This window comes from Carnobacterium sp. CP1, assembly GCF_001483965.1.
In the GTDB taxonomy this organism is placed as follows: Bacteria; Bacillota; Bacilli; order Lactobacillales; family Carnobacteriaceae; genus Carnobacterium_A; species Carnobacterium_A antarcticum.
Genome location: NZ_CP010796.1, coordinates 976,545 through 1,000,841, shown reverse-complemented (window position 1 = coordinate 1,000,841; position 24,297 = coordinate 976,545). Strand labels below are relative to the sequence as shown.

24 protein-coding genes and 1 tRNA gene are annotated in these 24,297 nt (G+C 36.1%); 21 read left to right on the top strand and 4 right to left on the bottom strand.

Features of this window, described 5'->3' with window-relative positions; genetic code table 11:
• The first annotated feature begins 75 nt into the window (after window positions 1-75).
• From NY10_RS04825 to NY10_RS04810, 5 genes are all read left to right on the top strand, one after another.
• Window positions 76-393 (top strand): PTS sugar transporter subunit IIB, encoded by a 318-nt coding sequence (locus NY10_RS04825; RefSeq protein WP_058918900.1) that lies wholly within the window; start codon window positions 76-78, stop codon window positions 391-393.
• Window positions 394-453: 60 nt separating this feature from the next.
• On the top strand, window positions 454-753 hold the full coding sequence (locus tag NY10_RS04820; protein WP_197408993.1) for a PTS lactose/cellobiose transporter subunit IIA: 300 nt from the start codon (window positions 454-456) through the stop codon (window positions 751-753).
• A 149-nt stretch (window positions 754-902) separates the two neighbouring features.
• Entirely contained in the window at window positions 903-1,064 is a 162-nt protein-coding gene (locus NY10_RS12660; protein WP_197408978.1) for a hypothetical protein, read from the top strand.
• Window positions 1,065-1,397: 333 nt separating this feature from the next.
• A complete protein-coding gene (locus NY10_RS04815; protein ID WP_058920242.1) occupies window positions 1,398-1,877 on the top strand; it encodes an SRPBCC family protein in 480 nt (159 codons plus the stop codon).
• A 467-nt stretch (window positions 1,878-2,344) separates the two neighbouring features.
• The gene (locus tag NY10_RS04810) at window positions 2,345-2,602 is read left to right on the top strand and encodes an immunoglobulin-like domain-containing protein (RefSeq protein ID WP_058918898.1); all 258 of its coding nucleotides are present in this window, start codon (window positions 2,345-2,347) and stop codon (window positions 2,600-2,602) included.
• 90 nt (window positions 2,603-2,692) lie between these two features.
• On the opposite strand, the gene NY10_RS04805 is transcribed toward NY10_RS04810, so the two are convergent.
• The 3 genes from NY10_RS04805 to NY10_RS04795 form a co-directional block, all read right to left on the bottom strand.
• A tRNA-Arg gene (locus NY10_RS04805) sits at window positions 2,693-2,766 on the bottom strand.
• A 199-nt stretch (window positions 2,767-2,965) separates the two neighbouring features.
• Window positions 2,966-3,604, bottom strand: coding sequence for a TetR/AcrR family transcriptional regulator (locus tag NY10_RS04800; RefSeq protein WP_058918897.1), 639 nt, complete (start codon window positions 3,602-3,604; stop codon window positions 2,966-2,968).
• Window positions 3,605-4,152: 548 nt separating this feature from the next.
• Entirely contained in the window at window positions 4,153-5,391 is a 1,239-nt protein-coding gene (locus tag NY10_RS04795; protein ID WP_058918896.1) for an aminopeptidase, read from the bottom strand.
• Window positions 5,392-6,155: 764 nt separating this feature from the next.
• Here NY10_RS04795 and NY10_RS04790 point away from each other — a divergent pair.
• Window positions 6,156-6,698: a TetR/AcrR family transcriptional regulator gene (locus tag NY10_RS04790; protein ID WP_058918895.1), complete on the top strand. Its 543-nt coding sequence runs from the start codon at window positions 6,156-6,158 to the stop codon at window positions 6,696-6,698.
• A 43-nt stretch (window positions 6,699-6,741) separates the two neighbouring features.
• Here the strand turns inward: NY10_RS04790 and NY10_RS04785 are convergent, their stop codons facing one another.
• Window positions 6,742-7,194 (bottom strand): flavodoxin, encoded by a 453-nt coding sequence (locus tag NY10_RS04785; RefSeq protein WP_058918894.1) that lies wholly within the window; start codon window positions 7,192-7,194, stop codon window positions 6,742-6,744.
• 231 nt (window positions 7,195-7,425) lie between these two features.
• Between NY10_RS04785 and map the strand changes: the two genes are divergently transcribed.
• The 15 genes from map to neuC all read left to right on the top strand — a co-directional run bounded on the left by map (window position 7,426) and on the right by neuC (window position 24,288).
• Complete coding sequence (gene map, locus NY10_RS04780) at window positions 7,426-8,178, top strand: type I methionyl aminopeptidase (RefSeq protein WP_058918893.1); 753 nt, start codon at window positions 7,426-7,428, stop codon at window positions 8,176-8,178.
• 121 nt (window positions 8,179-8,299) lie between these two features.
• Window positions 8,300-9,352: an acyltransferase gene (locus NY10_RS04775; RefSeq protein ID WP_058918892.1), complete on the top strand. Its 1,053-nt coding sequence runs from the start codon at window positions 8,300-8,302 to the stop codon at window positions 9,350-9,352.
• 125 nt (window positions 9,353-9,477) lie between these two features.
• Complete coding sequence (locus NY10_RS04770) at window positions 9,478-10,392, top strand: YihY/virulence factor BrkB family protein (RefSeq protein WP_058918891.1); 915 nt, start codon at window positions 9,478-9,480, stop codon at window positions 10,390-10,392.
• Window positions 10,393-10,575: 183 nt separating this feature from the next.
• Complete coding sequence (locus tag NY10_RS04765; RefSeq protein WP_231726770.1) at window positions 10,576-11,664, top strand: glycosyltransferase family 2 protein; 1,089 nt, start codon at window positions 10,576-10,578, stop codon at window positions 11,662-11,664.
• A gap of 1 nt (window position 11,665) precedes the next feature.
• On the top strand, window positions 11,666-13,096 hold the full coding sequence (locus tag NY10_RS04760) for a lipopolysaccharide biosynthesis protein (RefSeq protein WP_058918889.1): 1,431 nt from the start codon (window positions 11,666-11,668) through the stop codon (window positions 13,094-13,096).
• 27 nt (window positions 13,097-13,123) lie between these two features.
• On the top strand, window positions 13,124-14,050 hold the full coding sequence (locus NY10_RS04755; protein WP_058918888.1) for a glycosyltransferase family 2 protein: 927 nt from the start codon (window positions 13,124-13,126) through the stop codon (window positions 14,048-14,050).
• Window positions 14,051-14,154: 104 nt separating this feature from the next.
• Complete coding sequence (wecB, locus tag NY10_RS04750; RefSeq protein WP_058918887.1) at window positions 14,155-15,303, top strand: non-hydrolyzing UDP-N-acetylglucosamine 2-epimerase; 1,149 nt, start codon at window positions 14,155-14,157, stop codon at window positions 15,301-15,303.
• Window positions 15,304-15,339: 36 nt separating this feature from the next.
• Window positions 15,340-16,587 carry a hypothetical protein gene (locus NY10_RS04745; RefSeq protein WP_197408977.1) on the top strand — a complete coding sequence of 416 codons (1,248 nt, stop codon included), beginning with the start codon at window positions 15,340-15,342 and terminating at the stop codon, window positions 16,585-16,587.
• 98 nt (window positions 16,588-16,685) lie between these two features.
• Window positions 16,686-18,074 (top strand): sugar transferase, encoded by a 1,389-nt coding sequence (locus NY10_RS04740; RefSeq protein ID WP_058918886.1) that lies wholly within the window; start codon window positions 16,686-16,688, stop codon window positions 18,072-18,074.
• A gap of 211 nt (window positions 18,075-18,285) precedes the next feature.
• The gene (locus tag NY10_RS04735; protein WP_058918885.1) at window positions 18,286-19,263 is read left to right on the top strand and encodes an NAD-dependent 4,6-dehydratase LegB; all 978 of its coding nucleotides are present in this window, start codon (window positions 18,286-18,288) and stop codon (window positions 19,261-19,263) included.
• 17 nt (window positions 19,264-19,280) lie between these two features.
• Window positions 19,281-20,441 (top strand): LegC family aminotransferase, encoded by a 1,161-nt coding sequence (locus NY10_RS04730; RefSeq protein ID WP_058918884.1) that lies wholly within the window; start codon window positions 19,281-19,283, stop codon window positions 20,439-20,441.
• Window positions 20,442-20,458: 17 nt separating this feature from the next.
• On the top strand, window positions 20,459-21,502 hold the full coding sequence (locus NY10_RS04725) for a nucleotidyltransferase family protein (protein WP_058920241.1): 1,044 nt from the start codon (window positions 20,459-20,461) through the stop codon (window positions 21,500-21,502).
• Window positions 21,499-22,140 (top strand): acetyltransferase, encoded by a 642-nt coding sequence (locus tag NY10_RS04720; RefSeq protein WP_058918883.1) that lies wholly within the window; start codon window positions 21,499-21,501, stop codon window positions 22,138-22,140. Before NY10_RS04725 ends, NY10_RS04720 begins: the two co-directional genes overlap by 4 nt.
• Window positions 22,133-23,134 carry an N-acetylneuraminate synthase gene (gene neuB / locus NY10_RS04715; protein WP_058918882.1) on the top strand — a complete coding sequence of 334 codons (1,002 nt, stop codon included), beginning with the start codon at window positions 22,133-22,135 and terminating at the stop codon, window positions 23,132-23,134. The genes NY10_RS04720 and neuB overlap by 8 nt, the downstream gene beginning before the upstream one ends.
• Window positions 23,131-24,288, top strand: coding sequence for a UDP-N-acetylglucosamine 2-epimerase (gene neuC, locus NY10_RS04710; RefSeq protein WP_058918881.1), 1,158 nt, complete (start codon window positions 23,131-23,133; stop codon window positions 24,286-24,288). Before neuB ends, neuC begins: the two co-directional genes overlap by 4 nt.
• Window positions 24,289-24,297: the final 9 nt, after the last annotated feature.

Below are 24,297 nucleotides of genomic sequence, written 5' to 3'. Positions count from 1 at the left end.
CATTAAATTGAAAGTTGGCACGGAACTTGCATTATATAAAGTGTAGCAACAAATAAACTAGATGGAGTGATTATAATGGCAGACAAAACAATTATGTTAGTATGTTCAGCAGGTATGAGTACAAGTTTATTGGTAACCAAAATGATGAAAGCAGCAGAAGCAAGAGGCTTAGACGCAGACATCTTCGCCGTTTCAGCAGCGGAAGCCGATCATAACTTAGGTTCAAAAGAGATTGATGTCTTATTATTAGGACCGCAAGTTCGTTTCATGAAATCTCAATTCGAGAAAAAATTAGCCGGTAAAGATATTCCATTAGAAGTCATCAATATGCAAGACTACGGTATGATGAACGGTGAAAACGTGTTAAACCAAGCTTTAACACTCATTAAATAATCAAACAATTGTTAGAAAGGAAGTTTTAAAGTGGGAGAGCAAGACAACTTACAAGCCATCATGGGTTTGATCATCAATGGTGGAAATGCTAAAAGCGATGCTATGGAAGCGATCCAAGCTGCCAAAACAGGCGACTTTGCTTTAGCAGAACAAAAACTAGAAGAATCAGATAAAGCTTTGGTTGAAGCACACCATTCACAAACATCTATGCTGACACAAGAAGCTTCAGGAGAAGATATGAAAGTGACGCTGTTATTAGTTCATAGCCAAGATCACTTGATGAATGCTATCACATTCCGTGATATGGCTTCTGAAGTGGTTGATGTCTACAAAAAAATGGCTGGTGTAACAGTCGATTAATGGACAGCGAAAAATCTTAAAAAGAGGTCCGTCTCTTTTTAAGATTTTTTTGCGTTTAAAGCCTTTAAAAAGTTGAATTCGTTGACACAGAAAGCGGTTTCCTTAACAATTAATAAGAGAAGATATTAAAAGAAGCGAGGGTGAGAGCAGTGCTGAAAAACGGTTTATTCATCATGACGGGAGGGTTTATCGCCCTTATTCTAGGATTGACCAGTTCAGATGGCCATCAATTTTTCACGCTCTTAATAGGTATATTTCTTATTGCAATAGGATTTGCCGTTTACAATCGGGCAGAACAAAAAGAAGAATAAAAAATGGTACTTGCCCGCTCAAAGATTTCCAACTTGAAAAAGAAGGGAGTCTTTTTTTGAGTAAACTTATCATTTCCTTTACTTTTTGATAACAAAAAAATCGTATTTCTTTAGTAGACTGTTCCTTAGACCAAATGCTGATTACTGAAGGAGCGAACACTGATGCCATTACTATTTTATTATTTGTATTTCTTTAAATTGCAGCCGATCATCGAAATCGATGAAGACGATGAAATAACTGTGGTCTGGGAAAAAGTTGAAAAGTAATCGTCTTTTGATAGAGATTTTGCTAAGATAAAGAAGCTTAAGAATAAGGAGAAATGGGGTTTGGCTATGCTAGCTGAAATTAAACAACAAAATAACAAAACGGTTGTGGAATTGAACCGAGATTTTCCTTATCCGATTGAAACGGTTTGGCAGATGTTAACGGATAATGCTTATTTGGCTAAATGGTTTAACGAGTTGAGGATCGAATCATTGAGCGAAGGCGGAAAAATCGTCTTTGACTTGGGAAACGGTCATTTTGAAGAAATGACGATCACTCAAGTTAAAGTTCCAACTATTTTGACATTCACTTGGGATAAAGAGTTAGTCAGTTTTCAGTTGAATGAGACTGCAGAGAGTTCAACACACTTAGTTTTTAAAGAATTTGTCGATACGGTTACTGAACATACACCGCGGGACATTGCCGGTTGGCATGTCTGCTTAGACGTTATTCGAGCTCTTTTAGAGGGGAAAACAGATGTAACCCATGAGAAGAAACAGTGGGAGTCCCTTTATCCAAAATATAAAGAACTATTTCAAATACAGTAACTAAAAAAAGAGAAAGTTTGCCGGCAAGACTCATTCCGAGACAAACAATCGTTAAAACAAGACGAGTTCGTCCCAAAAGAGAGAATCCGAGACAAATGACTGCTAAAACAGGTCGAGTTTGTCTCAAAAGAATAAAATCTGAATAAATGAACACCAAAAGCGAAAAGAAAAATCAGTTAAAAGGTTTAAATCGACAAAAAACGATTTAAACCTTTTTTTGTTTGGAAAAGAAAAATAAACAACTGATTCAAGCAGGTTTTTTCAAGCCGTTTATAAGCTGTAAAAAATAAAAAAATCGGTCTATAAAATTTCACAAAACTGTCACACACTATTGCTCCATTAAAGTGTAAACTGTTAGAGCAGACAGTGAGTTATTGCTCTTAGAAAAACAAAAGATTCTCTCTGTTAAATTGGGAAAAGCCCGTAACAGGAAGAGAAACGAATTCATTCATAAAGGAGTAATTTTAATGGAAAAGACCTTTCAAACAAACGAACTTACGACACCTGTCATCGAAGCTGGAAATATAGAATTGCGTGTAGGTGAAAGTTATGACCTGCTGGTAGGTGTGACTGCTGTTGATTCTTCTGGAAAAGACATCTCAAGAGAGTTAGAAGTAGAGAATGGGATCGATGTCCATAAAGAAGGGATCTATTCTGTTCATTACAGTATACGAGATTCGTCTGGATGTAAGGTGACTAAAACGGTTCGTGCAAAAGTAAGTTGAATCGTTAATAACAAACAATAGATGAAAAAGCGAAAAAGCCAACAGAATTCTCTGACGGCTTTTTCGCTTTTTCCTTAAGCAGTATAAGTATGGTCCTAGGGAGATTCGAACTCCCGGCCTAACGTTTAGGAAACGTTTGCTCTATCCGGCTGAGCTATAGAACCTGAATGATCTGCTTCTTATTTTCTCACGACTGGATAAAATTGTCTAGTAGAGTTTTTAATAACCTAAACAGAAATCGTTTTAAAACCAAAGGGAATACAACCAAGAATTCTGTTAAAACGAGTAAAGTTAAAAAGAGCACAACATAAGACTAGTTAAACTGGTCATATGTTGTGCTCTCTTTTTTATTGCTTTTTTTGTTCAAACGATGATTTCTATTGTACTAGATCCATGGTCTTCAATTGAAAAATCTAAATCTGTATGGCCAAAGATAAGAATAGAAGTGATCTGCTGTGCCATATAAAGAGTCGGTTCTTGGTAATCGTTGTTGTCCCAATTTACCAATACGCCGTAAAGGCCATGTGCAATATACGTGCAAAATAACGACTTAGAGATATGAGAAGGCGCAGCATGCAAGAAGAATTGATTTGTCAGAACATCTTCAATGCATTTTGTGAAATCCATTTGGAGATTTGAAAAACCAATGGATTGAAAAGCTAAATGGAAAAAGTCTTTGTTTTCTAAAATAAATTTAAAAATAGAATCATTTAGAGGAGTATCTTTTAAACTAGAGAAACGTACACCCTGGTAATTCTCTGTTAACATTAAAGAAAACTCACTCAGAATATCAGCTTGTGTCTCTTTTAAGATATCTTCTTTAAAGTAAAAATGTTTATAAAAAGTCCCGCGATTGACATCGGCTTTGCGGACAATGTCAGTGATCGTGATTTTTTTAAACCCTTCATCTTTTTCTGTTTCTTTTAATAAAGCAATAAAAGCATCTGAGATAGCTTTTTTACTTTTTAAAATCCGCTTGTCGGTACTTCTTTCTAATTCCATTCGTTATTTCCTGTCATCAGCTGAATTTTTTTGTTCTTTATACCCTTTAGTAAGAATAGAGAGAGCCGTTTCAGCCGCTTTTTTATATCCAATTACTCTATGTGAAGAGTGACTTGTGACAGTTTCCTCCTTTATATTTATTCGCCTTATTATACTAATCGGCTAATTTTCTCTTATTGTAAGTCCTAGCTGGTTTAAAAGATAGCTGATGATTGTTTAAGAAAGAAACTAAAGTTGATTGAAAGGTAAATGGAGAAGGATCCGTTAGACAATTATCTCGAACTAAAAGTGGTTTTTTAAGTAGACAGAGCCGTTGACAGCAGTAAAATCTGGCGTGCGATTCGTTTAAGCGAAGAAAAGTATTGCATGGTATCGGATTCGCTAAACGCTGAAATCACTTATGATGTAGTGCTAAACGGCGAAAAGACAGTCAGAAAACTGTAAACTCAAATCTTTATCTAGACAACAAAAAAAAGCGGCTAGGAATAATTACATTCCTAGCCGCTTTTTCTATTCATTAAATTTTCTATTCATTAAAACGGAATCTATTACGCCCAATCTCCATTACGGAAAACCGGTACTTTGCTGCCGTCTTTACGGATACCGTCGATATCCATGTCTTTTGAACCAATCATAAAGTCAACGTGTACCGTACTGCGGTTCAAACCGGCTGCTTTCAATTCTTCTTCAGACATTTCTGTTCCGCCAATTAAGCTGAAAGCATAAGCAGAACCTAAAGCTAAGTGATTTGAAGCATTTTCGTCAAATAACGTATTGTAAAAAGTGATGCCCGATTGAGAGATAGGAGATGGGTCAGGTACTAAAGCAACTTCACCTAAATGAGCTGCGCCTTCATCGGTTTCAATCAACCGTTTTAAAACATCTTCGCCTTCTGCAGCAGTAACATTAACGACTTTGCCATCTTTAAAGGTGAATTCCATATCCAAAATCGTCGTTCCAGCATAGCTTAATGGTTTCGTGCTTTTAACGACCCCATCAACGCGGTTTGCATCAGGAGCGGTAAAGACTTCTTCGGTTGGCATATTGGCCATAAAGCGTTCGCCGCGAACGTTATCGCTGCCTGCGCCTTCCCAACGGTGGTTAACGGGCAAGCCAACAGTCAAGTCTGTGCCAGGTGCTGTATAATGCAAGGCCACAAATTGCTCTTTGTTCAATTCGTCTGCTTTTTCGTTTAACGTCACATCTTTTTGCTCCCATGTAGCAATCGGGTCAGCATCGTACATGTGGACAGCTTTGAAGATTGCATCCCATAAAGCATCTACTTGTTCTTCTTCAGTTGCTAAATCAGGGAAGACTTTAGCTGCCCATTTTGAACCAGCAGCAGCGGCAACGACCCAGCTGACTTTGTTGGCTTGTGTCGCTTTGCGCTGTTCGCTTAAAGCTTTTCCAACAGCTGATTGGTAAGCAGCAACTTTTTCGCCGTCTACACCAGCTAAAGCATCTGGATCAGAAGAACGTAAGCTGATACGGCTTGCGCCTTTAGCAACCATGTCTAATGATTCATCTATTTTGTATTGCGGAATATCGGTCAAAATGTCTTGCGGAGTACCGATGAATTGTTCACGGTTCACGATATCATCAGACCATTTCACAATAACTTCTTTAGCCCCTAGTTCATAGGCTTTTTTTGTAATCAAACGAGCAAGCGGCGCTTGATCAACGTCTGTTTGAAGAATCACTGTATGTCCTTTTTGCACATTGATTCCTGTTTTAACAATCGCATATGCATACTTGTTTAAAAGCTCATTAAAATTTGGTAATACCATATTATCATTTCCTCCCGACAATCTATTTGATTCATAAAACCATAAGTTCACCAAATAATCATAGCACAACGAGAGAACGGAAACAATTTGTTGAAACGAGTTATCCTAAAATGTTTTGGTAAAGATAGGAAAATCGAGAGCTCTTTTTATTCTTAACAGTTATCCGGTAACTACCAATTTTATCCGATTCGATCGGACCTTTTCGGCTGTAGCTGAAAAGTTTTTCAAAAAAAGATACTTATCTATAGAAGCAGTCTGTTTATAATTAAAGCACCATTAGTGTTAAAACTAAAAAAAGTTTAGTGTTGAATAAAATAGCAACTGAAAATCGGCTAAAATAAAAATTAGGTTGAAGTTTTTACACAAATATGTCAATCGAAAATTTCAATCAAAAAATGTATTTAAGAAACAAAAAAAGAATAAAATATTCAACGAAAAGCTATTAAACATTGAGGAAAATAGCCGAAGAGTAAATTCCTTTTTTTTTATGACATTAGTGATAGAATAGCCATAGGATTTCAAGGAGAGGAAATCCGGTGTTTTAACATACAATGTTGTTTTTGTTCCTTACTGAAAGAACTACCAGCGTTTGCCAAGACATTAAAGCAATCAAACTCTCGTTTTTGATAATCCCATTTGCTCAGACGCTTGCAAGGATTCTTTTAAGAATGCCAGCACCTTCTTTAACGAGGATGTATAAGCAAAAGGTAATGAGGTTAGGGTCAATGATAAGAAGATAGAAATGATAAAAGAGGTGAATCAAAATGGCAAGAAAAAAAACGATTATGAAATCACAAATTCTTGATACAGCCTACGCTGTTGTAAAAGCGGAAGGATTCGAAGGATTTACGGCACGAAATATAGCTAAGACAATGGACTGTTCCACTCAACCGATTTATTTAGAATTCAAAAACATGGATGATCTTAAAAATGAACTATTTATAAAAGTCAAAGACTATCTTGCTGAAACGATTTATCCGAAAAAACGGACAGAGGATGCTATTTTAGATACGTGTCTCAATTTTGTTTATTTTGCAAAAGAAGAAACGGTGTTTTTCAAAGCGTTGTTTTTAGAAGACCATTTGGGCTCTGAACGCTTGCATAAGATTTCTTTTGAAGCTATGCTCAAAGCATTTGAACAAAACAATGAAACGAAAAATCTTACAAAGGCAGAAAAAAGAGAACGTTTCGAAGAAATTTGGATCGTCGTTTACGGAACTGCCGCTTTGATTGCACAGGGACTTTTGAAGTTTGATGAAAAAACTGTTACTGAAAACTTGAAAAACACCATAGCTAATACAATTTAAAGCAACAAAAAAGTCGGTTCCTTTTATTGGAATCGACTTTTTTTTATAAATCAGCTGCTTTTTCAACGAGTTTTTTTGCGAAGCTATTCAAATTTTCGATATCTTCTTCACCTGGATCTAAATCTACTTTCACGCTTTCAGCACCTTCGATAGCTCCGATTTCTTTGAACCGTTCCGTAAAATCATCAACCGATTGGCAAAATTTGTCATAAAAAGTATCGCCAGAACCATATGTCCCAAATACTTTACCGGTTAAATCAATTTCAGCTAATTCTTCATAGAAATCCACGATCTCATCTGGCAAGTTCGCATCATTCCCGTACGTATAGGTACCGACGAGGCAAATATCCACATCTAGAAAGTCTTCCGGTTCAGCTTGCATGCAGTCCACCGTTTCAACATCTACGCCTAAATTTTCTAAAGCTTCTTCTATAATCGTTGTGCATTCTTCTGTGTTGCCTGTTAAACTTGCATATACAATCATTGCAGTTGTCACTGACATTCATCCTCTCACTCATCATCGAGTTTCTTCGTACAAAGTATACCAAAAAATCAGCCCTTTCCGCAATGCAAATTAACCGCCAAAGCCTGGCAAAAAAAGCCGACAAACACAAAAAAATAAAAGTAAAACCAAGAGAGGTTCACATTTTCGAGAAATAAGTTATAATAGAATAGCAAAGCTCGCTAGTTAGCAAAGTGAACGAATTAAAAGAAAAGAGGAATACAGTTGATTACATTAAAATCTGAACGTGAAATTGACGCAATGGCTGAATCAGGTGCGTTATTAGCTGATGTTCACGTAGCTTTACGTGACTTCATTAAACCCGGCATCACCAGCTGGGATATTAACCAATTTGTACACAAATATATTGAAGACCACGGGGCTATCGCCGAACAAATCGGGTTTGAAGGATATGAATACGCAACTTGTGTCAGCATCAACGATGAAATTTGTCACGGATTTCCAAGAAAAGAAGTACTAAAAGACAACGACTTGATCAAAGTCGATATGGTTGTAAACTTAAAAGGTGCCATGTCTGATTCTTGCTGGAGCTATATTGTCGGTGAAAGCACCGAAGAAACAGAAAAATTGCTGGAAGTTACTAAAAAAGCTCTTTATCTAGGAATTGAGCAAGCACAAGTTGGAAATCGTATTGGCGATATTGGCCATGCTATCCAAACTTATGTTGAAGGGGAAGGTTATTCTGTGGTTCGTGAATTCGTAGGACACGGTATTGGACCAACCATGCATGAAGCACCATCTGTTCCTCATTATGGAGAAGCAGGCAAAGGTCTTCGCTTAAAAGAGGGCATGGTAATTACGATCGAACCAATGGTAAACACTGGAACATGGAAATCAAAAATGGACAACAATGGCTGGACAGCTCGTACAAAAGACGGCGGATTGAGCTGCCAATTTGAACACACCTTGGCCATTACTAAAGAAGGTCCAAGAATTCTAACAATGCAAAAAGATTAGAACGCTTATCTAACTCACTTCAATCCATTTATTCGAAAATAACTGAGAAAGGTCAGTTATTTTCGGATTTTTTTGTATTTTGGTATACTAAATGGAACGAGACAAAGAAGGGGCTGTATAGATGAAAGAAAGAATTCTTTATGCCGATATACTTCGTGTAATCGCTGTCTTTTTAGTGATCGTGATCCATATTTCTTCACGCGATTTTGGCTTGTCGGCTGTTGACAGCGTTCAATGGCAAACATTAAACGGGTATAACGGTTTAGCTCGAGTGAGCGTACCATTATTTTTCATGCTCAGCGGCATGTTCTTTTTGAATCCGGATAAAGAAGTGCCCATTAAAAAGCTGTACCGGAAAAATATTTTTCGTGTGGTTTTGGCCTTTCTTTTTTGGTCGGCTTTGTATGCAGTGATTTTTACCTTAAACGAATACCGAACGCTTAATATAGAAGTTATGAAGAGCATGTATACGGCTTTTATTGAAGGACACTTTCATTTGTGGTTTTTATTTCGGATCGTTGAAATTTATGTGATGGTGCCTTTTTTGCGAAAAATAGCTGAAGATAAGAAAACGATCGAGTACTTATTGCTTTTTTGTTTTGTGATTGGTTTTATTATCCCAACCTACAATAGTTTCCCAGTCAGTTCAACGACTACTATCATGGATAATCCAGAGCGCGGGTTAGATTTAGATATCACTTTTGGTTATGTCGGGTATTTTTTTGCCGGCTATTATTTAAACCGTTTTACATTATCTGAAAAAGTCAAAAAAACCATTTATGCATTTGGGGTGTTAGGAGTGCTGACTACCATTATTGAAACCAGTATCCGTTCGTTGCAAGCGGGAGAACCTTATAAGTTGCTATACGAGTACTTAACACCAAATGTGTTGTTTGCTAGTTTAGCAGTCTTTTTGCTGGTTAAAGAAATGTGTCAGCACCGTTCTTTTTCCGAAAGGACTCAAAAATGGATCTTAGAATTCTCCACTTATTCGTTCGGCATTTATTTGATCCATGTGTTGATTTTATTTCTCTTATGGAAATGGGGTTTGAATACGTTAGTGGTTATTCCAATCGTCTCCGTTCCGCTGATTGCACTCGTTGTTTTTTTCATCAGTTATGGTTGTATCAAATTAATGGGGAAAATACCGTTCTTAAAACGATTTATTCTATAAGACTCATTGAACCATTATTAGCAAAAAAGCAGCATTAACTAAACTGAATAAGTTTTCTGGTCATTTGAACTGAAAATCAGTACAATAGGTAAGAACTTATGTTACTTTTCAAAGGAGCCGCCGAAATGTCCGTCATGTCTAGAGTTAAAAGGAAAGTTCCTAAGAAATCTTTGAGAAGATTTCTGGAGATTTTTCGACTAAAATATAAAGAAGCAGAAGTAAGCAATTCAGGAGCTATTATTGCTTACTATTTTTTGCTGTCGCTGTTTCCTTTATTGATCGTTATTGGCAACTTATTGCCCTTATTTAATTTAGAAGCAGAAGCGCTTTACCCTTATTTTGAAAATGCTATTCCACTGTACTTAATAGATACGTTTAAACCAACTGTCGAACAAATCTTTACTTCAAGCAGCAGCGGATTATTGTCGATCGCGGCGATTGCGACATTGTGGTCGGCCAGTCGGGGCATGAATGCCATGCAAGTCAGCATGAATAAAGCCTATGGAATCAAGCCAAGGAAAAACATTATTTTTATTCGCTTGGCGTCGATTACGTTCACGTTAATTTTATTGGTGGGCTTGATTACACTAGTGGTAGCGTTTAGTTTCGGGCAATCGATTTTGGAATACATCACACCTTTGCTTCAATTGCCAGAAAGCCTCATGTCCACTTTTCAAAGCGTTCGTTGGCCAGTAACGATGTTTACCTTGTTTTTTGCGTTTTCGCTGCTGTATTTTTTTGTGCCGAATGCCACGCTAAAATTAAAGCAAGTTCTGCCAGGAGCAGCTTTTTCCACTATCGGCTGGCTCTTGATCACCCAAGCGTTCACTATCTACGTTAGCTATTTTGCTAAAACCACGTTAAGTTATGGCATGATCGGTACGTTAATCGTCTTTATGTTGTGGTTAAATGTATTAGGTGCCTTGTTAACTTCAGGAGCAGTAGTAAATGCCACGGTCACAGTATACTTAGAAGGTGAAATCAAACAAGCAGAAAGCCGCATCAGCAGATACGTTGATCGGAAGATGAAGAGAAAGTAAAAGTAGGAAAATAATGAAACATTCACTTTGATCAGTGAGCGGTTCATTATTTTTTTGCCGTTAAAAAGTAATGAACGAACAAAGTTTGTAATTGTTAAGGTTAGAGAAGGGCTACTGTTAACCCGATTCATCTATGTTATAATATTTTTTGGACAGCTTGTGACGTGAGAATTAAAGGAGTTAATGCAAATGGTTGATGTGTCTATCATTATGCCGATATACAATGTAGAAAAATACTTAGAAAAAGCGATAAAAAGTGTCTTAAATCAAACGTATAAAAACATAGAACTGATTTTGATCAATGATGGTTCACCAGATAATTCCGATAAAATATGCCAGTTTTACGAAAAGATAGATAAACGAGTCAGTGTAATCAATCAAAAAAATGCTGGAGCAGGATATGCACGCAATGCCGGATTGGATAAGGCATGTGGGGAGTACATTTATTTTGCAGATCCGGATGACTATTTGGAGTTAAACTTAATTGAAGAAAATATCAATCTGGCGCAATCAAGCGGAGCAGATTTAGTTGTCTTTGGTTTTTATGAGGAATTTTTGAACAACAATGGTGACTTTACTAACACAGTAAAAAGTCCTGTACTAAAAGAGACAACTTCCGCAACACAGTTTAGAAACGGATTTAGAGAGTTTTATCGCTTTACGCCATATGCGTTATGGAATAAGTTATACAGACGAGATTATGTAAAAAATAGTGAAATCCGATTCTCAAATCAGAAAATTGGTGAAGATGCCTTGTTTAATCAAGCTGTTTATCGTAATCTGGATAAAGTTGTCTTTAATGAAAAGGCTTATTACCATTATGTCTACCGAGAAGGATCGGCTGTAAACCATTATACGAAGAATCGTTTTGAGCAAGAATACAAAGTAGCGCAACAGTTCGATGCTTTAATGGATATGTGGGGTAAAGAGAGCGAATATATTGATTTAATCAGCAGAGAATATTGGAACTCCATTTATTTAGAGCTAAAAAACCTAACTTCTATAGAATGTCCGTTAAATCAAAATGAAAAAGTAGAATACTTAAAAGAAATAATGGAAAACTCTGGGTTAAAACAAGCAGTGAAAACTTTAAGTATAGAAAACGAGCAAAACAAGTTTGTGGAAGCTCTCATTAGGCTTGTAAGAAAAGAAAATTATTCACTGGCCCTTCGTTTGATGAACTTTAGAATAACCATCGGAGAAAAAAATCGCTCCATCGTATTGTTCTTAAAAAAGCTGTTTCATAAAAAAGAACCAAAGGAGTTGAATTAGGATGAACCTAATCGATGAATTTAAAAAAGGAGTATTTTATAGTGCAATTGGAAAATATTCCAATGTCATCGTTCAGCTTCTTGTACAAGCCATCCTTTCAAGGCTATTAACACCTAAAGAATACGGGGTCGTTGCTGTAGTCAATGTATTCTTAGTCTTTTTCCAAATGCTGGCCGATTTTGGAATTGGCCCAGCAATCATTCAAAATAAAAAGTTAACTAAAAAAGACATCAATAGCATTTTCATTTTTTCTTTTTACCTAGCTATCTTATTGGGCATTCTTTTTATGTTTTTAGGTTACCCGATCAGTTTGTTTTACAATGATGCTATATATGTTCCAATCAGTATCGTATTAGGAGTATGTGTCTTTTTTTATGGGATATTAGTGGTTCCTCAAAATATGTTGTTGAGAGAAAAAAACTTTATGACCGTGAACATGGTCACGGTTATTGCAAATGTTCTTTCAGGAGTCATTTCCATTACATTAGCCCTATTAGGCTTTAGTTACTATTCGCTGATCATCAGCAATACGATCAAAGCTGCCTTTTTGTTTTTTGTTTTCTATTTTAAAACAAACTTAAAAGTGCAATTTAAATTGGATGTGGCGCCGATAAAAAAAATATTTTCTTTTTCTAAAAATCAATTCATATTTAACTTTATCAATTATTTTTCAGGCAACTTAGACAAAATTTTGATTGGTCGATTTTTTTCAGCCAGTGCATTAGCGTACTATGATAAATCGTATCAATTATCGTTATATCCAAATCAAATTTTAACCAATGTCATCTATCCGGTTATTCAGCCGATCATGTCGGATTATGAAACCAAAATCGATAAGATAAAAAATGTTTATTTAATGTTGACGCGGTTTTTGGGGACCATCGGATTATCTCTTTCAGTCTTTTTAATGTTTACTTCTCAAGAGATCATTCTTTTTTTATTTGGCGACCAATGGGGAGGCAGTGTCCAAACGTTCCAAGTTTTAGCATTCTCGGTTTGGATCCAACTGATATTGACGATCACAGGAGCAATTTTCCAATCTGCTAATCGAACGGATTTATTATTAGTATCTGGAGTTTTAACAGCCATTACAAATATAACCGCGATGATTATAGGAATTTATACAGGGAAAATAGAACTGGTAGCTTTATTGCTCGTCGTAGCGTTCACTCTTAATTTCTTGCAAACCAATTACCTCTTGATGTACCGTATGTTCAATTCCAATTACCAAGAATTCTTTAAAATATTAGTAAAACCAGCCATGATGGCTGCCTCCCAAGTTATTGTATTCATATTGCTGCCCGAGTTGCCTTTTGCCAATTTTATTAATTTGGTGTTAAAAGGGCTTATCTTTGTACTGGTATTCGGTATTGGGCTGATAGCAACGGGAGAGATGAAGTTGATCAAAAACATTATCCTAAAGAAAAAATAAAGAACCAGCTAAATAAAGGAGAACTAAATGAAAAATAATCCAATTGTTTCAGTCATTGTTCCAGTTTATAATGTTGAAACGTATATTGAAGAATGCTTAGATTCAATTGTGAAGCAAACTTACCCTTACCTTGAAATTATTGTAGTGGATGATGGAAGCACAGACAGCAGTAACCAACTTGTAAGAAAATATTTAGAAGATGAACGGATTTTATTTATTGAACAAGAAAATAAAGGATTGTCAGGGGCAAGAAATAGCGGGTTAAAGAAAGCTACAGGGAAATATCTTTTATTCGTTGATTCGGATGACTATATTGATTTAACCATGTTGGAAAACTTGGTTCCATTGATGGAAGAGAGCCAAGCTGACTTGGTTCGTTTTAATGGTGCAGCTTTTGTAGATGGAATGGAAAAAACAGCTGATCAAGATTATTATGATTTTAGCCATCGTTTAAAAGAAAAAAAAATCTATCAAGAAGATAGTTTTCGAGCCAATAGCAGAACGTTCGTTTCACCAGTCTACCTCTATCTAATGAAGCGGAGCATCTTAACAGAATATGATTTGTGGTTTAGAGAAGACATCATTCATGAGGACGAACTGTTTACTCCACAAGTATTTCTTTCTATTCAATCGATGGTTTACATTAATGCATTTTATTATTACCGCAGATACCGTGAAAATTCGATTATGACTATTCAAAGTCCGGCACAGCAGCTACGTTCGTTTACTTCTTATTTAAAGGTATTCAAAGAATTAGAACTGTTGTACCAAAGCGATACTTATAATAAAGAACAAAAAAAGTTGATCAAGCGCCAAATGCTATCAATTTATAATGGTCTAAAAGAAAATCAATCTGAAGCAGTTAGTAAAAATAACGAAATGACGCAAATAAAATCTATTACATTAAAAGATAAAAGCTATTTGATGCTGCAAAAATTATGGAATAGGATTTAAAAAAATTATAAGCGAATAATCTTATAAAAACCTTATAAGTAAACATAAGCGAACATGATACAATGACTTTAAATGTAGTTTTCAATAAGGAGAGTATAAATTAAATGACGAAAATTAAAGTAATGACGATTTTCGGTACACGACCTGAAGCCATCAAAATGGCTCCATTAGTCAAAGAGTTGGAAAATCAGTCAGATCAATTCGAATCAATCGTTACAGTAACCGCTCAACACCGTAAAATGTTAGATCAAGTGCTAACTACTTTTGAGATAAAGCCAGATTATGATTTAAATGTGATGAAAAGCAATCAAACCCTTTCTGAAATTACCGCTAATGTATTGATTGGGTTGGACCAAGTGATGAAAGAGGCTAAGCCAGACATCGTTTTGGTACATGGCGATACGACAACAACATTTTCAGCAAGTTTGTCGGCTTATTACAATCAAATTAAAGTCGGCCATGTTGAAGCTGGTCTGCGCACATGGGATAAGTATTCTCCATTTCCGGAAGAACTTAATAGACAATTAACAGATGTTATAGCGGATGTTTATTTTGCCCCAACGAAAGAAAGCAAAAATAATTTGTTAAAAGAAAATCGGGATGAAAGCACCATTTTTATTACTGGAAATACGGCTATTGATGCTTTACAAGCAACGATTCATGAGGGATACCATCATAAAGTGCTTGAGAACATTGATTCGGAACAACGCATTGTTTTATTGACGATGCACCGTCGTGAGAATCAAGGTGAGCCGATGAAACGCGTGTTCCAGGCTGTTCGTCAAGTAGTTGATCAATACGAAGACGTAGATGTTATTTTTCCAGTACATTTAAACCCTGTGATTCAAAAAGCTGCCAAACAGTTTTTAGGAGAGCACAAACGAATTCATTTGATTGATCCATTAGATGTTGTAGATTTTCATAATCTTGCGAATCGCAGCTATATGATTATGACGGATTCTGGAGGGGTGCAAGAGGAAGCTCCATCATTGGGGGTACCAGTGTTAGTACTAAGAGATCGGACAGAAAGACCTGAAGGCATCGAAGCAGGCACGTTAAAATTGATTGGTACAGATAGCCAAACGGTAGTTGAAGAAATGATGAACCTGTTGGAAAATGCTGAAAACCATGCGTTAATGGCGACTGCAAAAAATCCTTATGGAGATGGACTAGCCAGCCAACGAATCGTAGCAGCAATAGGTTTTCTATTTAACCAGCAATCTAAAAGACCCGGCTCGTTCGACAGGGCATAGAATAAAAAACAAACATATGTGAAAGTAGGGTGCCAGGTGGAAAAAACTACCTTAATAAATAAATGGATGCTCTTCAATGAAAAGCACAGCTCCATTTGGACTCAAATCGTGTTGATTACTTTAGGTATTTCAGCTACAGTAACGGACTGGATGGTTGGAATATTTTCGTTGAGTGATTTTCTATTCGGATTTATCGCAGCCTGTTTAATCATAAGCGGAAATTATTGGATAAAAAAGAAACAATTTGGTTGGATTTTGCTTTTATTAGGAGTCATAGCAGTTAACATCCTGATGAATTACTTTAATAATGACCTCTTTGTCTTAAAAACAGGGATTGCAGCTTTTATAAAAGTCGCTTATTATGCCTTTTTTGTTGCAGGAGTTTACAATTTCATTAAAAAAAATGCTTTAGAAGCACTTCTTTTAAAAACACTCAATATTGTTGCGATTGTCATTTGTATGATCGGCATTTACATAACAATTGCACTTTACTTGGACGGAAAGCTTCCTTATGAGTTCTTTTGGAAATTGACACGAACAGATGAAACAAGTTATTTATATGATGGCATAGAAAATATTTTCAGGACAAGAAGCATTTTTTCAGAACCTTCTTATTTAGGTTATTATTTAAATATTATGCTGGGTCTAAATTATTTTAATAAAAAGAACGTAATAATCAATAAATACATCAACTTATTGATCACATTAACGATTATTCTGACTTTTTCTTATAGCGCCATAGCAGTTATGTTGGGAATACAAGCTATGCATTTTATTCGTTTAAAAACAATAAAAAAAATAAAAGTAAACGGGTTTCTTATTATCTGCTTATTGGCAGTGGTTATTCTGACTGTCCTAGCGTGGGATATTATCCAAGTAACCATTATTGACCGGACAGCAGCCATTTTATCAGGTGCGGATAATTCAACAAGAGGCAGATTATGGGAAAGCTGGCAATATGTAAATCGCAAACACCTATTTATGGGAAATGGGATTGGGCATACTCCATCCATTTGGAATATTTATGCTTATATTTTGTCGGATGTAGGATTAGGCGCTTTTCTATTATTTTGTTTATTTTCGGTTTATGTTTTAATGACGAACTTTAAAATGGGTATTTTGTTTATCCTATTAAATTTTCAAAAAGGCGGTTATTTATCACCGGAATTTTGGATATTTATTTTATTATTGCTCATTTATATGGGGAATAATGTAGGCTTATTTAATAAAAATAAGATAAATTTTCAAAGTCGTAAGATTTGCCTAAAACAGTTCGAAGAATAATTGTATGTTCTCCTTTGTTTAACAGGAAAGATTGTGATAATATGAATGAGTTGTAAGACATCAGTATATTAAGAGTATTTTTATTGGAGGAAACATTTATGGTACAAGAAGAAAGGTTCAGCAAAACAAAAAAAGTCGTCATAGGTGTAATGGATATTTTACTATTGCATTTTTCCATGCTTCTTTCTTTTTATTTGAAATTCGGCAATGCCGTTCCAGATAGAAATTACGAGACTTATACGAATTCATTTGTTTTTATCGTTTTAACGTTTATTTTTCTGAATATTTTATTTGGAGTCTATATTTTATACAACAAATCAATGACCGATTTTTTGTACATTACGATTATCATCCAAGTCATCTTAACGTTAGCAATCATGGCGGTTACTTTTGCAGGTAGATGGTTTGCTTTTCCCAGATCAGTGCTGATCATCAACTTAGTAGTGAGCACATTAGTTTTATTTATTTGGCGAGTGGTCGTTTATAAAATATATGAGAAGTTTAGCGGCAGTAAAAAAGTTATGGTGGTTGGTTTTGAAGAAGATGTTAAGTCAGCTGTCTTTAACTTTGAAAATTCAAAAAGCAAACGCCATAAAGTAACGTTGGCAGTCCTATCCAATTATTCTGAAAATGTTGCAGCTCATTTAGAAGAAGTCGATATTGTTTATTTAGCTAGCAAAATCAAGGATCAAGAAAAAACAAAAGTCTATGAATTATTGATGCAAAGCGATAAAAAGTTGTTTTTGAATACGAGCTTTGAAAACTTGATTATGGTGAATCCAAATATTATGAATATTGAAGACGAGAGCATTATTGAAGTTTCACAATTCAAAATACCGTCTGAAGACGATGCCATCAAACGAATCGTGGATATTTTATTCTCACTTGTTCTCATCATTATTACCTCACCTATTATGCTGATCACGGCTCTTTTAGTGAAAGCAACTTCTAAAGGACCTGCTCTTTATAAGCAAGTCCGAATTACACAAGAAGGTTCTGAGTTTAACATCTTAAAGTTCAGAACGATGAGCGCTACGGCAGAAAAAGAATCCGGTCCAGTCCTAGCTACATCTAATGATGCCAGAGTTACTTCAATAGGGAAATATTTAAGAGCATTGAGAATTGATGAGTTGCCCCAACTAATTAATGTTCTATTAGGGGAAATGTCGATGGTAGGACCGCGTCCGGAACGTCCATTCTTTGTTGATCAATTTAAAGAGCAAAACCCTTATTACTATTTAAGACATAATGTTAGAGCGGGCATCACAGGTTATGCTCAAGTATATGGTAAGTATGCAACAGATTTTAATAGTAAATTAAATTTTGATTTATTATATATCAAAAAATATTCACTTTTATTAGACATTAAAATCATGCTGCAAACCATTAAAATTTTGTTTGATAAAGTATCCTCTAAGGGATTAGATGAAGAAGCTGAATTAGGCGGAAATCATAGTATTTCAAGCAACATAAAAATACTAAATTAATAAAAGAGCGATTGTAAAACTAATAAAAGGCCTCAGCCTCCAGTTTAACTGGAGATTGAGGCCTTTTATTGAAAGCATAAACAATTACAATTCGGATTATATTTGGTTATCTAACCACATATAATGTGAAATATGCTATAATTGACTGGATTCATTTTTCTTGTGAGTAAAAGCAAATCATACCATTAGATAAATTAAAGGAGAGAGATAAATGACAGTATTAGTAACTGGAGCTGACGGTTTTATCGGAAGCCACTTAGTAGAAGAATTAGTAAAAAGAGGAGAAAAGGTAAGAGCCTTTGCTTATTACAATTCGTTTAATACATGGGGCTGGTTAGATAGTTTGCCGAAAGACGTATTAAGTCAAATCGATGTCTTTACAGGGGATATTCGTGACCCGAACGGAGTAAGAGAAGCAATGAAAGGAATCGATACAGTTTATCACTTAGCTGCATTGATTGCTATTCCATTCAGCTATCATTCACCCGATTCATACGTTGATACAAACATTAAAGGAACGTTGAACATCTTACAAGCTGCTAAAGACTTTGGAACAAAACGTGTGTTAGTTACTTCAACTTCTGAAGTTTACGGAACAGCGCAATACGTTCCAATTGATGAAGATCATCCTTTCCAAGGACAATCGCCTTACTCGGCTACGAAAATTGGCTCAGACCGTATTGCTGAATCGTTCTATAGAAGTTTTGAGATGCCGATCACAATTGTGCGTCCATTCAATACTTATGGTCCAAGACAATCTGCTCGTGCAGTAATACCGACGATTATTACACAATTATTAGCAGGAAAAGAAGAAATCAAATTAGGTTCGATCACGCCGACAAGAGATTTTAACTATGTTAAAGATACGGCAAATGGCTTTATTACATTAGCGCACGCTGAAAATACTATCGGTGAAGAAATCAATATAGCCACACAACAAGAAATTTCAATCGGCGACTTAGCAAATGAAATGATTCGCCAAATCAATCCAAAGGCAAAAATCATTACGGATGATATTCGGTTACGACCAGAAAAAAGTGAAGTAAATCGTTTGTTAGGATCAAATGAAAAAATCATGCGCTTAACGGACTGGAAACCTCAGTACACCTTAGAACAAGGTTTAGCTGAAACGATTGAATTTTTGAAAGACAATATGGATAGCTACAAAACTGATATTTATAACATCTAATAGAGGAGGCTGCCAAGATGGAAAGAAAATTTATCCCTTTATCCGTACCAAATATCAAAGGCAATGAATTAGAATACGTTACGCAAGCTGTCAAAGATGAGTGGGTTTCAACTGGTGGAAGTTATATCGAAACATTCGAAAAAAACATTTCTGATTATTTAGGAGTTGAACAAGCTGCAGCCGTACAAAGTGGTACAGCAGGACTTCACTTATCATTGATTCAAAGTGGAGTTGGTGTAGGCGATGAAGTTTTTGCGGCAACATTGACCTTCATTGCTGCAGTCAATCCTATCCGTTATGTCGGAGCAGAACCTATCTTTATGGATTGTGATGATTCATTGTGTATTGATCCAGATAAAATTCTGCAATTTATTAAAGAAGAATGTACGTTTACAGATGGCATTCTAACGAATAATCAAACAAAACGCCAAATCAAAGCCATTCTCGGTGTGCATGTGTTTGGTAATTTAATGGATATGGAAAAATTGGTGGAAATTGCTGACCAATACAATCTTAAACTGATTGAAGATGCGACAGAAGCATTAGGTTCTTACTATACTGAAGGCAAGTATAAAGGCCAATATGCCGGCACTATCGGCGACTTTGGTGTTTATTCATTTAATGGAAATAAAATCATCACTACTGGCGGCGGTGGAATGGTCGTAGCTAAGAAAAAAGAAGATTTAGATTATCTTAAATATCTTTCTACTCAAGCTAAAGATGACACGACTAGTTTTATCCATCACGCTGTAGGCTACAATTACCGCATGACCAATTTGCAAGCTGCGTTAGGTGTGGGACAATTAGAACAATTAGAAAGTTTTATTGAAACCAAAAAAGCTAACTATGACTTGTATAAAGAATTGTTTGACCAAAACGAAAAAGTTGAGGTAATCGATTTTGATGCGACTATTCGTCCAAATTATTGGTTTTATGCACTGCGGATCAAAAATGACCCGGATATTCAAGGAATCATTCAGGCGTTGCATGAAAAAGGGATTCAAACAAGACCAATTTGGGGATTGATCCATGAACAAAAACCTTATTTAAAAGCACAATCTTATAAGATTGAGAAAGCAACCTATTATGTGAAACACATTCTGAATATTCCTTGCAGTTCAAACTTGGAACAAGATGATGTTCGTTACGTTGCCGAATGTTTGAACGAAATTCTATAGCTAAGGGAGAAGATATTGTGGAGCTCAACGATTTTGTTGTAAAGGATACACTTACCATTAAAGATGCGATGACAAAAATGGATAAAAACGCACGTAAAATCATCTATGTCACATCAGAAAATAAACTAGTAGGAGCGCTTTCTGATGGAGACATCAGAAGGTGGATTTTAAAAGACCAATCCATTCATGAAATGGTAAAAGAAGCGATGAATGCTGATCCTATTTTTATTTTTAAAAAGGACACCGATAAAGCTATCGACCAAATGAAACAACAAAAAGTAGATTCCATACCCGTTTTAAATGAAGATCACACGATCCGCAATATCATGTTCAAGTCTCATGAGCTGGTTCGCGGCAAAAAAATCCAAACACCGGTCGTTATTATGGCTGGAGGAAAAGGCACAAGGCTCTATCCTTATACAAAAATTTTGCCGAAACCATTGATTCCAATTGGAGATACACCGATTATGGAACGTATTATTGATAAATTCCATGAATTCGGTTGTTCAGATTTTATCATCAGTGTGAATTATAAAAAAAATATGATCAAAGGGTACTTTAATGAAATTGAACGTGACTATAATATGTCCTATGTAGATGAAGATAAACCCCTGGGAACCGGCGGAAGCTTGTCTTTGATGCGGGAACAATTAAAAGAAACGTTTTTTGTTTCAAATTGTGATATTTTAGTTGATGCTGATTACACAGATATTGTGGATTTTCATAAAAAGAATAAACACGATATCACGTTTGTCGCATCTCTTAAAATCACACAAATTCCCTATGGCGTATTGCAATTAGATAAAGACGGATTATTAGAAAATACCGTCGAAAAACCTGAATACAGCCATCTTATTAATACGGGTATGTACGTTATGGAGCCTTCAGTTCTTGGCTTTGTACCGGACGATGAATTCGCAGACTTACCCGATGTTATTATGGCAGCTAAAAATGCCGGACTCAAAGTCGGTGTTTTCCCCGTGAGTGAAAACTCTTGGTTGGATATGGGACAGATCAAAGAGATGGAGAACATGATTGAAAGTTTAGGTGTAAACGGATGAAGCAGCTTCTTTTAATCGGCGGCGGGGGCCACTGTAAAAGTATCATTGATTCTCTTAGTCAAAATACTGCTTTTGAAGTCGTCGGTATACTAGACACTTCAGAAAAAGTTGGAACATTTATTAATGGCATTGAGATCATCGGTGTTGATGATGATATGGAAAAGTGGTTTGTTAAAGGGGTGCACTTGGCTTTTATTACTTTAGGCAGCGTAGGAAATACTGCATTGCGCCAAAACTTATATGAGAAAGCTAAAACAATTGGTTTTCAATTTCCTATCATTCAAGATCCAACAGCGATTGTTTCAAGAGAAACAACGATAGGAGAAGGAACATTTATAGGAAAAGGCACAATTATTAACGCATCTGTTCAAATAGGAAAAAATGCTATCATTAATTCTGGTGCTATCGTTGAACACGATAGCACCATTGGTGATTATTGCCATTTGGCACCAGGGTCAACTTTTAGCGGAAATGTAACGATTGGAGCTCATACTCATGTGGGTACCAACGCTACAGTGATCCAAGAAATTGAGATTGGTGAGCATACGGTCATTGGCGGGGGCAGCGTGGTTATTCGAAACATACGCAGCTTTGCAGTGGCGTATGGCAATCCATGTAAGGAGGCAGAACATGAATAAAACATTTATTATTGCTGAAGCTGGCGTTAATCATAACGGCAGTATTGAATTAGCAAAAGAATTGATTGCTAAAGGTGCTGAAGCAGGCGTTGACGCGGTAAAGTTCCAGAGTTTTAAAGCGGACAAGCTGGTTACTGTAAATGCTGAAAAAGCTGAATACCAAGTAGCAAACACAGGCAACAATGAAGAAAATCAGTACCAAATGATAAAAAAATTAGAACTGGATTACGATAAACATCAAGAGCTGATGGATTATGCTACGAGCCTTGGAGTTATGTTTTTGTCTTCAGCTTTTGATTTAGAAAGCATCGATTTGTTAAAAGATTTAGGGTTAGATATATTTAAAATTCCGTCAGGTGAAATTACGAATCTGCCTTATTTACGAAAAACAGCTAAAACAGGTAAAAAAATTATTTTGTCTACAGGAATGTCTACTTTAGGCGAGATAGAAGAAGCTCTAGAGGTCTTAAAAAACAATGGAGCGAAAGACATTACGGTGCTGCATTGCAATACAGAATATCCAACGCCTATGAGCGATGTTAATTTAACAGCGATGAATACCATGAAAGAAGCTTTTAAAGTCCCGGTCGGCTATTCAGATCATACATTAGGAATTGAAGTGCCTATCGCAGCAGTAGCTTTAGGAGCTGCCATTATTGAAAAGCACTTTACATTGGATAAAACGATGGAAGGGCCTGATCATAAAGCGAGTTTAGAACCAGACGAATTGAAGCAAATGGTCACCAGCATTCGTAATATTGAACAAGCACTTGGTAATGGTGTGAAGACACCGACCCAATCTGAACGTAAAAATAAAGCAATTGCTCGCAAAAGCCTAGTTTCGAAAACCGCTATTGCAAGCGGAGAGGTTTTTACTGAAGAAAACTTGGAAATCAAACGTCCAGGAACAGGGATCTCACCGATGTTATGGGATGAGATCATTGGGACAAAAGCAACTAAAAACTATCAAGCAGATGAGCTGATCAAACGATGAAGAAATTATGTGTCGTCACAGGTACACGAGCTGAGTATGGTCTATTGATGCCTTTGCTTGAGCAAATAAAACAAGCTGAAGATTTAGAATTACAATTGTTGGTGACAGGTATGCATTTATCACCAGAATTTGGTTTAACTTATAAACTGATTGAAGCAGACGGTTACGTCATTAACGAAAAAGTGGATATCTTGTTAAGTTCGGATACACCTGTCGGTATTTCAAAATCGATGGGTCTTGGAATGATTGGCTTTTCTGAAAGTTTTGAACGCTTGCAGCCAGATATGGTGATATTATTGGGAGACCGTTACGAAACGTTCGCAGCAGCAGCAGCAGCTTCTGCCGCACGTATCCCCATTTCTCATCTGCATGGTGGAGAAACCACGGAAGGCGCTTTTGACGAAGCATTTAGGCATGCAATCACTAAAATGAGCTGGTTGCATTTTACGAGTGCTGAAGAGTATCGTAAACGAGTGATCCAACTTGGGGAACAACCTGAGCGTGTCTTTAATGTCGGAGCTATAGGTATTGAAAACATTGTTAAAATGCCTTTAATGACGAAAGCAGAATTGGAAGCGAGTCTTGGCATAACATTCAATAAGCGGTTATTATTAGTCACCTTTCATCCGGTCACGCTTGAAAATAAAACATCAGCTGCTCAGTTTAAAGAGTTGTTAGAAGCGTTAGATATAGTAGAAGATGCAACAATCATTTTTACTAAAGCTAATTCAGATACAGATGGAAGAATCATCAATCAGCTGATTGATGACTATACTAAACTTCATTCTGCTAAATCTCTAGCGTTTACTTCAATGGGACAATTGCGTTATTTGAGTGCAATGAAGTTGGCATCTGCTGTGATCGGCAATTCATCAAGCGGTATTATTGAAGCTCCTTCATTCAAAATACCGACTGTTAATATTGGCGATCGCCAAAAAGGCAGGATGCAGGCAGAGTCCGTTATTGATTGTGAACCTAAAAAAGAAGCTATCGATAAAGCTATTCACTTAGCGTTATCAGTCGGTTTTCATGCACAATTAAAAAAAATGGAGAATCCTTATGGTGATGGAAAGGTTAGCGAAAAAATAATAAAATCCATCCGTGACTCTCTTTCCAAAGATATATCACTGAAAAAATCCTTTCATACTATTTAATAGCTGCTT

What these genes read in the sequence shown, in the direction of transcription:
- NY10_RS04825 (WP_058918900.1), top strand. Translation starts at nt 76, where the DNA reads ATGGCAGACAAAACAATTATGTTAGTATGTTCAGCAGGTATGAGTACA.
- NY10_RS04820 (WP_197408993.1), top strand. Translation starts at nt 454, where the DNA reads ATGGGTTTGATCATCAATGGTGGAAATGCTAAAAGCGATGCTATGGAA.
- NY10_RS04815 (WP_058920242.1), top strand. Translation starts at nt 1,398, where the DNA reads ATGCTAGCTGAAATTAAACAACAAAATAACAAAACGGTTGTGGAATTG.
- NY10_RS04810 (WP_058918898.1), top strand. Translation starts at nt 2,345, where the DNA reads ATGGAAAAGACCTTTCAAACAAACGAACTTACGACACCTGTCATCGAA.
- NY10_RS04800 (WP_058918897.1), bottom strand. Translation starts at nt 3,604, where the DNA reads ATGGAATTAGAAAGAAGTACCGACAAGCGGATTTTAAAAAGTAAAAAA.
- NY10_RS04795 (WP_058918896.1), bottom strand. Translation starts at nt 5,391, where the DNA reads ATGGTATTACCAAATTTTAATGAGCTTTTAAACAAGTATGCATATGCG.
- NY10_RS04790 (WP_058918895.1), top strand. Translation starts at nt 6,156, where the DNA reads ATGGCAAGAAAAAAAACGATTATGAAATCACAAATTCTTGATACAGCC.
- NY10_RS04775 (WP_058918892.1), top strand. Translation starts at nt 8,300, where the DNA reads ATGAAAGAAAGAATTCTTTATGCCGATATACTTCGTGTAATCGCTGTC.
- NY10_RS04770 (WP_058918891.1), top strand. Translation starts at nt 9,478, where the DNA reads ATGTCCGTCATGTCTAGAGTTAAAAGGAAAGTTCCTAAGAAATCTTTG.
- NY10_RS04765 (WP_231726770.1), top strand. Translation starts at nt 10,576, where the DNA reads ATGCAAATGGTTGATGTGTCTATCATTATGCCGATATACAATGTAGAA.
- NY10_RS04760 (WP_058918889.1), top strand. Translation starts at nt 11,666, where the DNA reads ATGAACCTAATCGATGAATTTAAAAAAGGAGTATTTTATAGTGCAATT.
- NY10_RS04755 (WP_058918888.1), top strand. Translation starts at nt 13,124, where the DNA reads ATGAAAAATAATCCAATTGTTTCAGTCATTGTTCCAGTTTATAATGTT.
- wecB (WP_058918887.1), top strand. Translation starts at nt 14,155, where the DNA reads ATGACGAAAATTAAAGTAATGACGATTTTCGGTACACGACCTGAAGCC.
- NY10_RS04740 (WP_058918886.1), top strand. Translation starts at nt 16,686, where the DNA reads ATGGTACAAGAAGAAAGGTTCAGCAAAACAAAAAAAGTCGTCATAGGT.
- NY10_RS04735 (WP_058918885.1), top strand. Translation starts at nt 18,286, where the DNA reads ATGACAGTATTAGTAACTGGAGCTGACGGTTTTATCGGAAGCCACTTA.
- NY10_RS04730 (WP_058918884.1), top strand. Translation starts at nt 19,281, where the DNA reads ATGGAAAGAAAATTTATCCCTTTATCCGTACCAAATATCAAAGGCAAT.
- NY10_RS04720 (WP_058918883.1), top strand. Translation starts at nt 21,499, where the DNA reads ATGAAGCAGCTTCTTTTAATCGGCGGCGGGGGCCACTGTAAAAGTATC.
- neuB (WP_058918882.1), top strand. Translation starts at nt 22,133, where the DNA reads ATGAATAAAACATTTATTATTGCTGAAGCTGGCGTTAATCATAACGGC.
- neuC (WP_058918881.1), top strand. Translation starts at nt 23,131, where the DNA reads ATGAAGAAATTATGTGTCGTCACAGGTACACGAGCTGAGTATGGTCTA.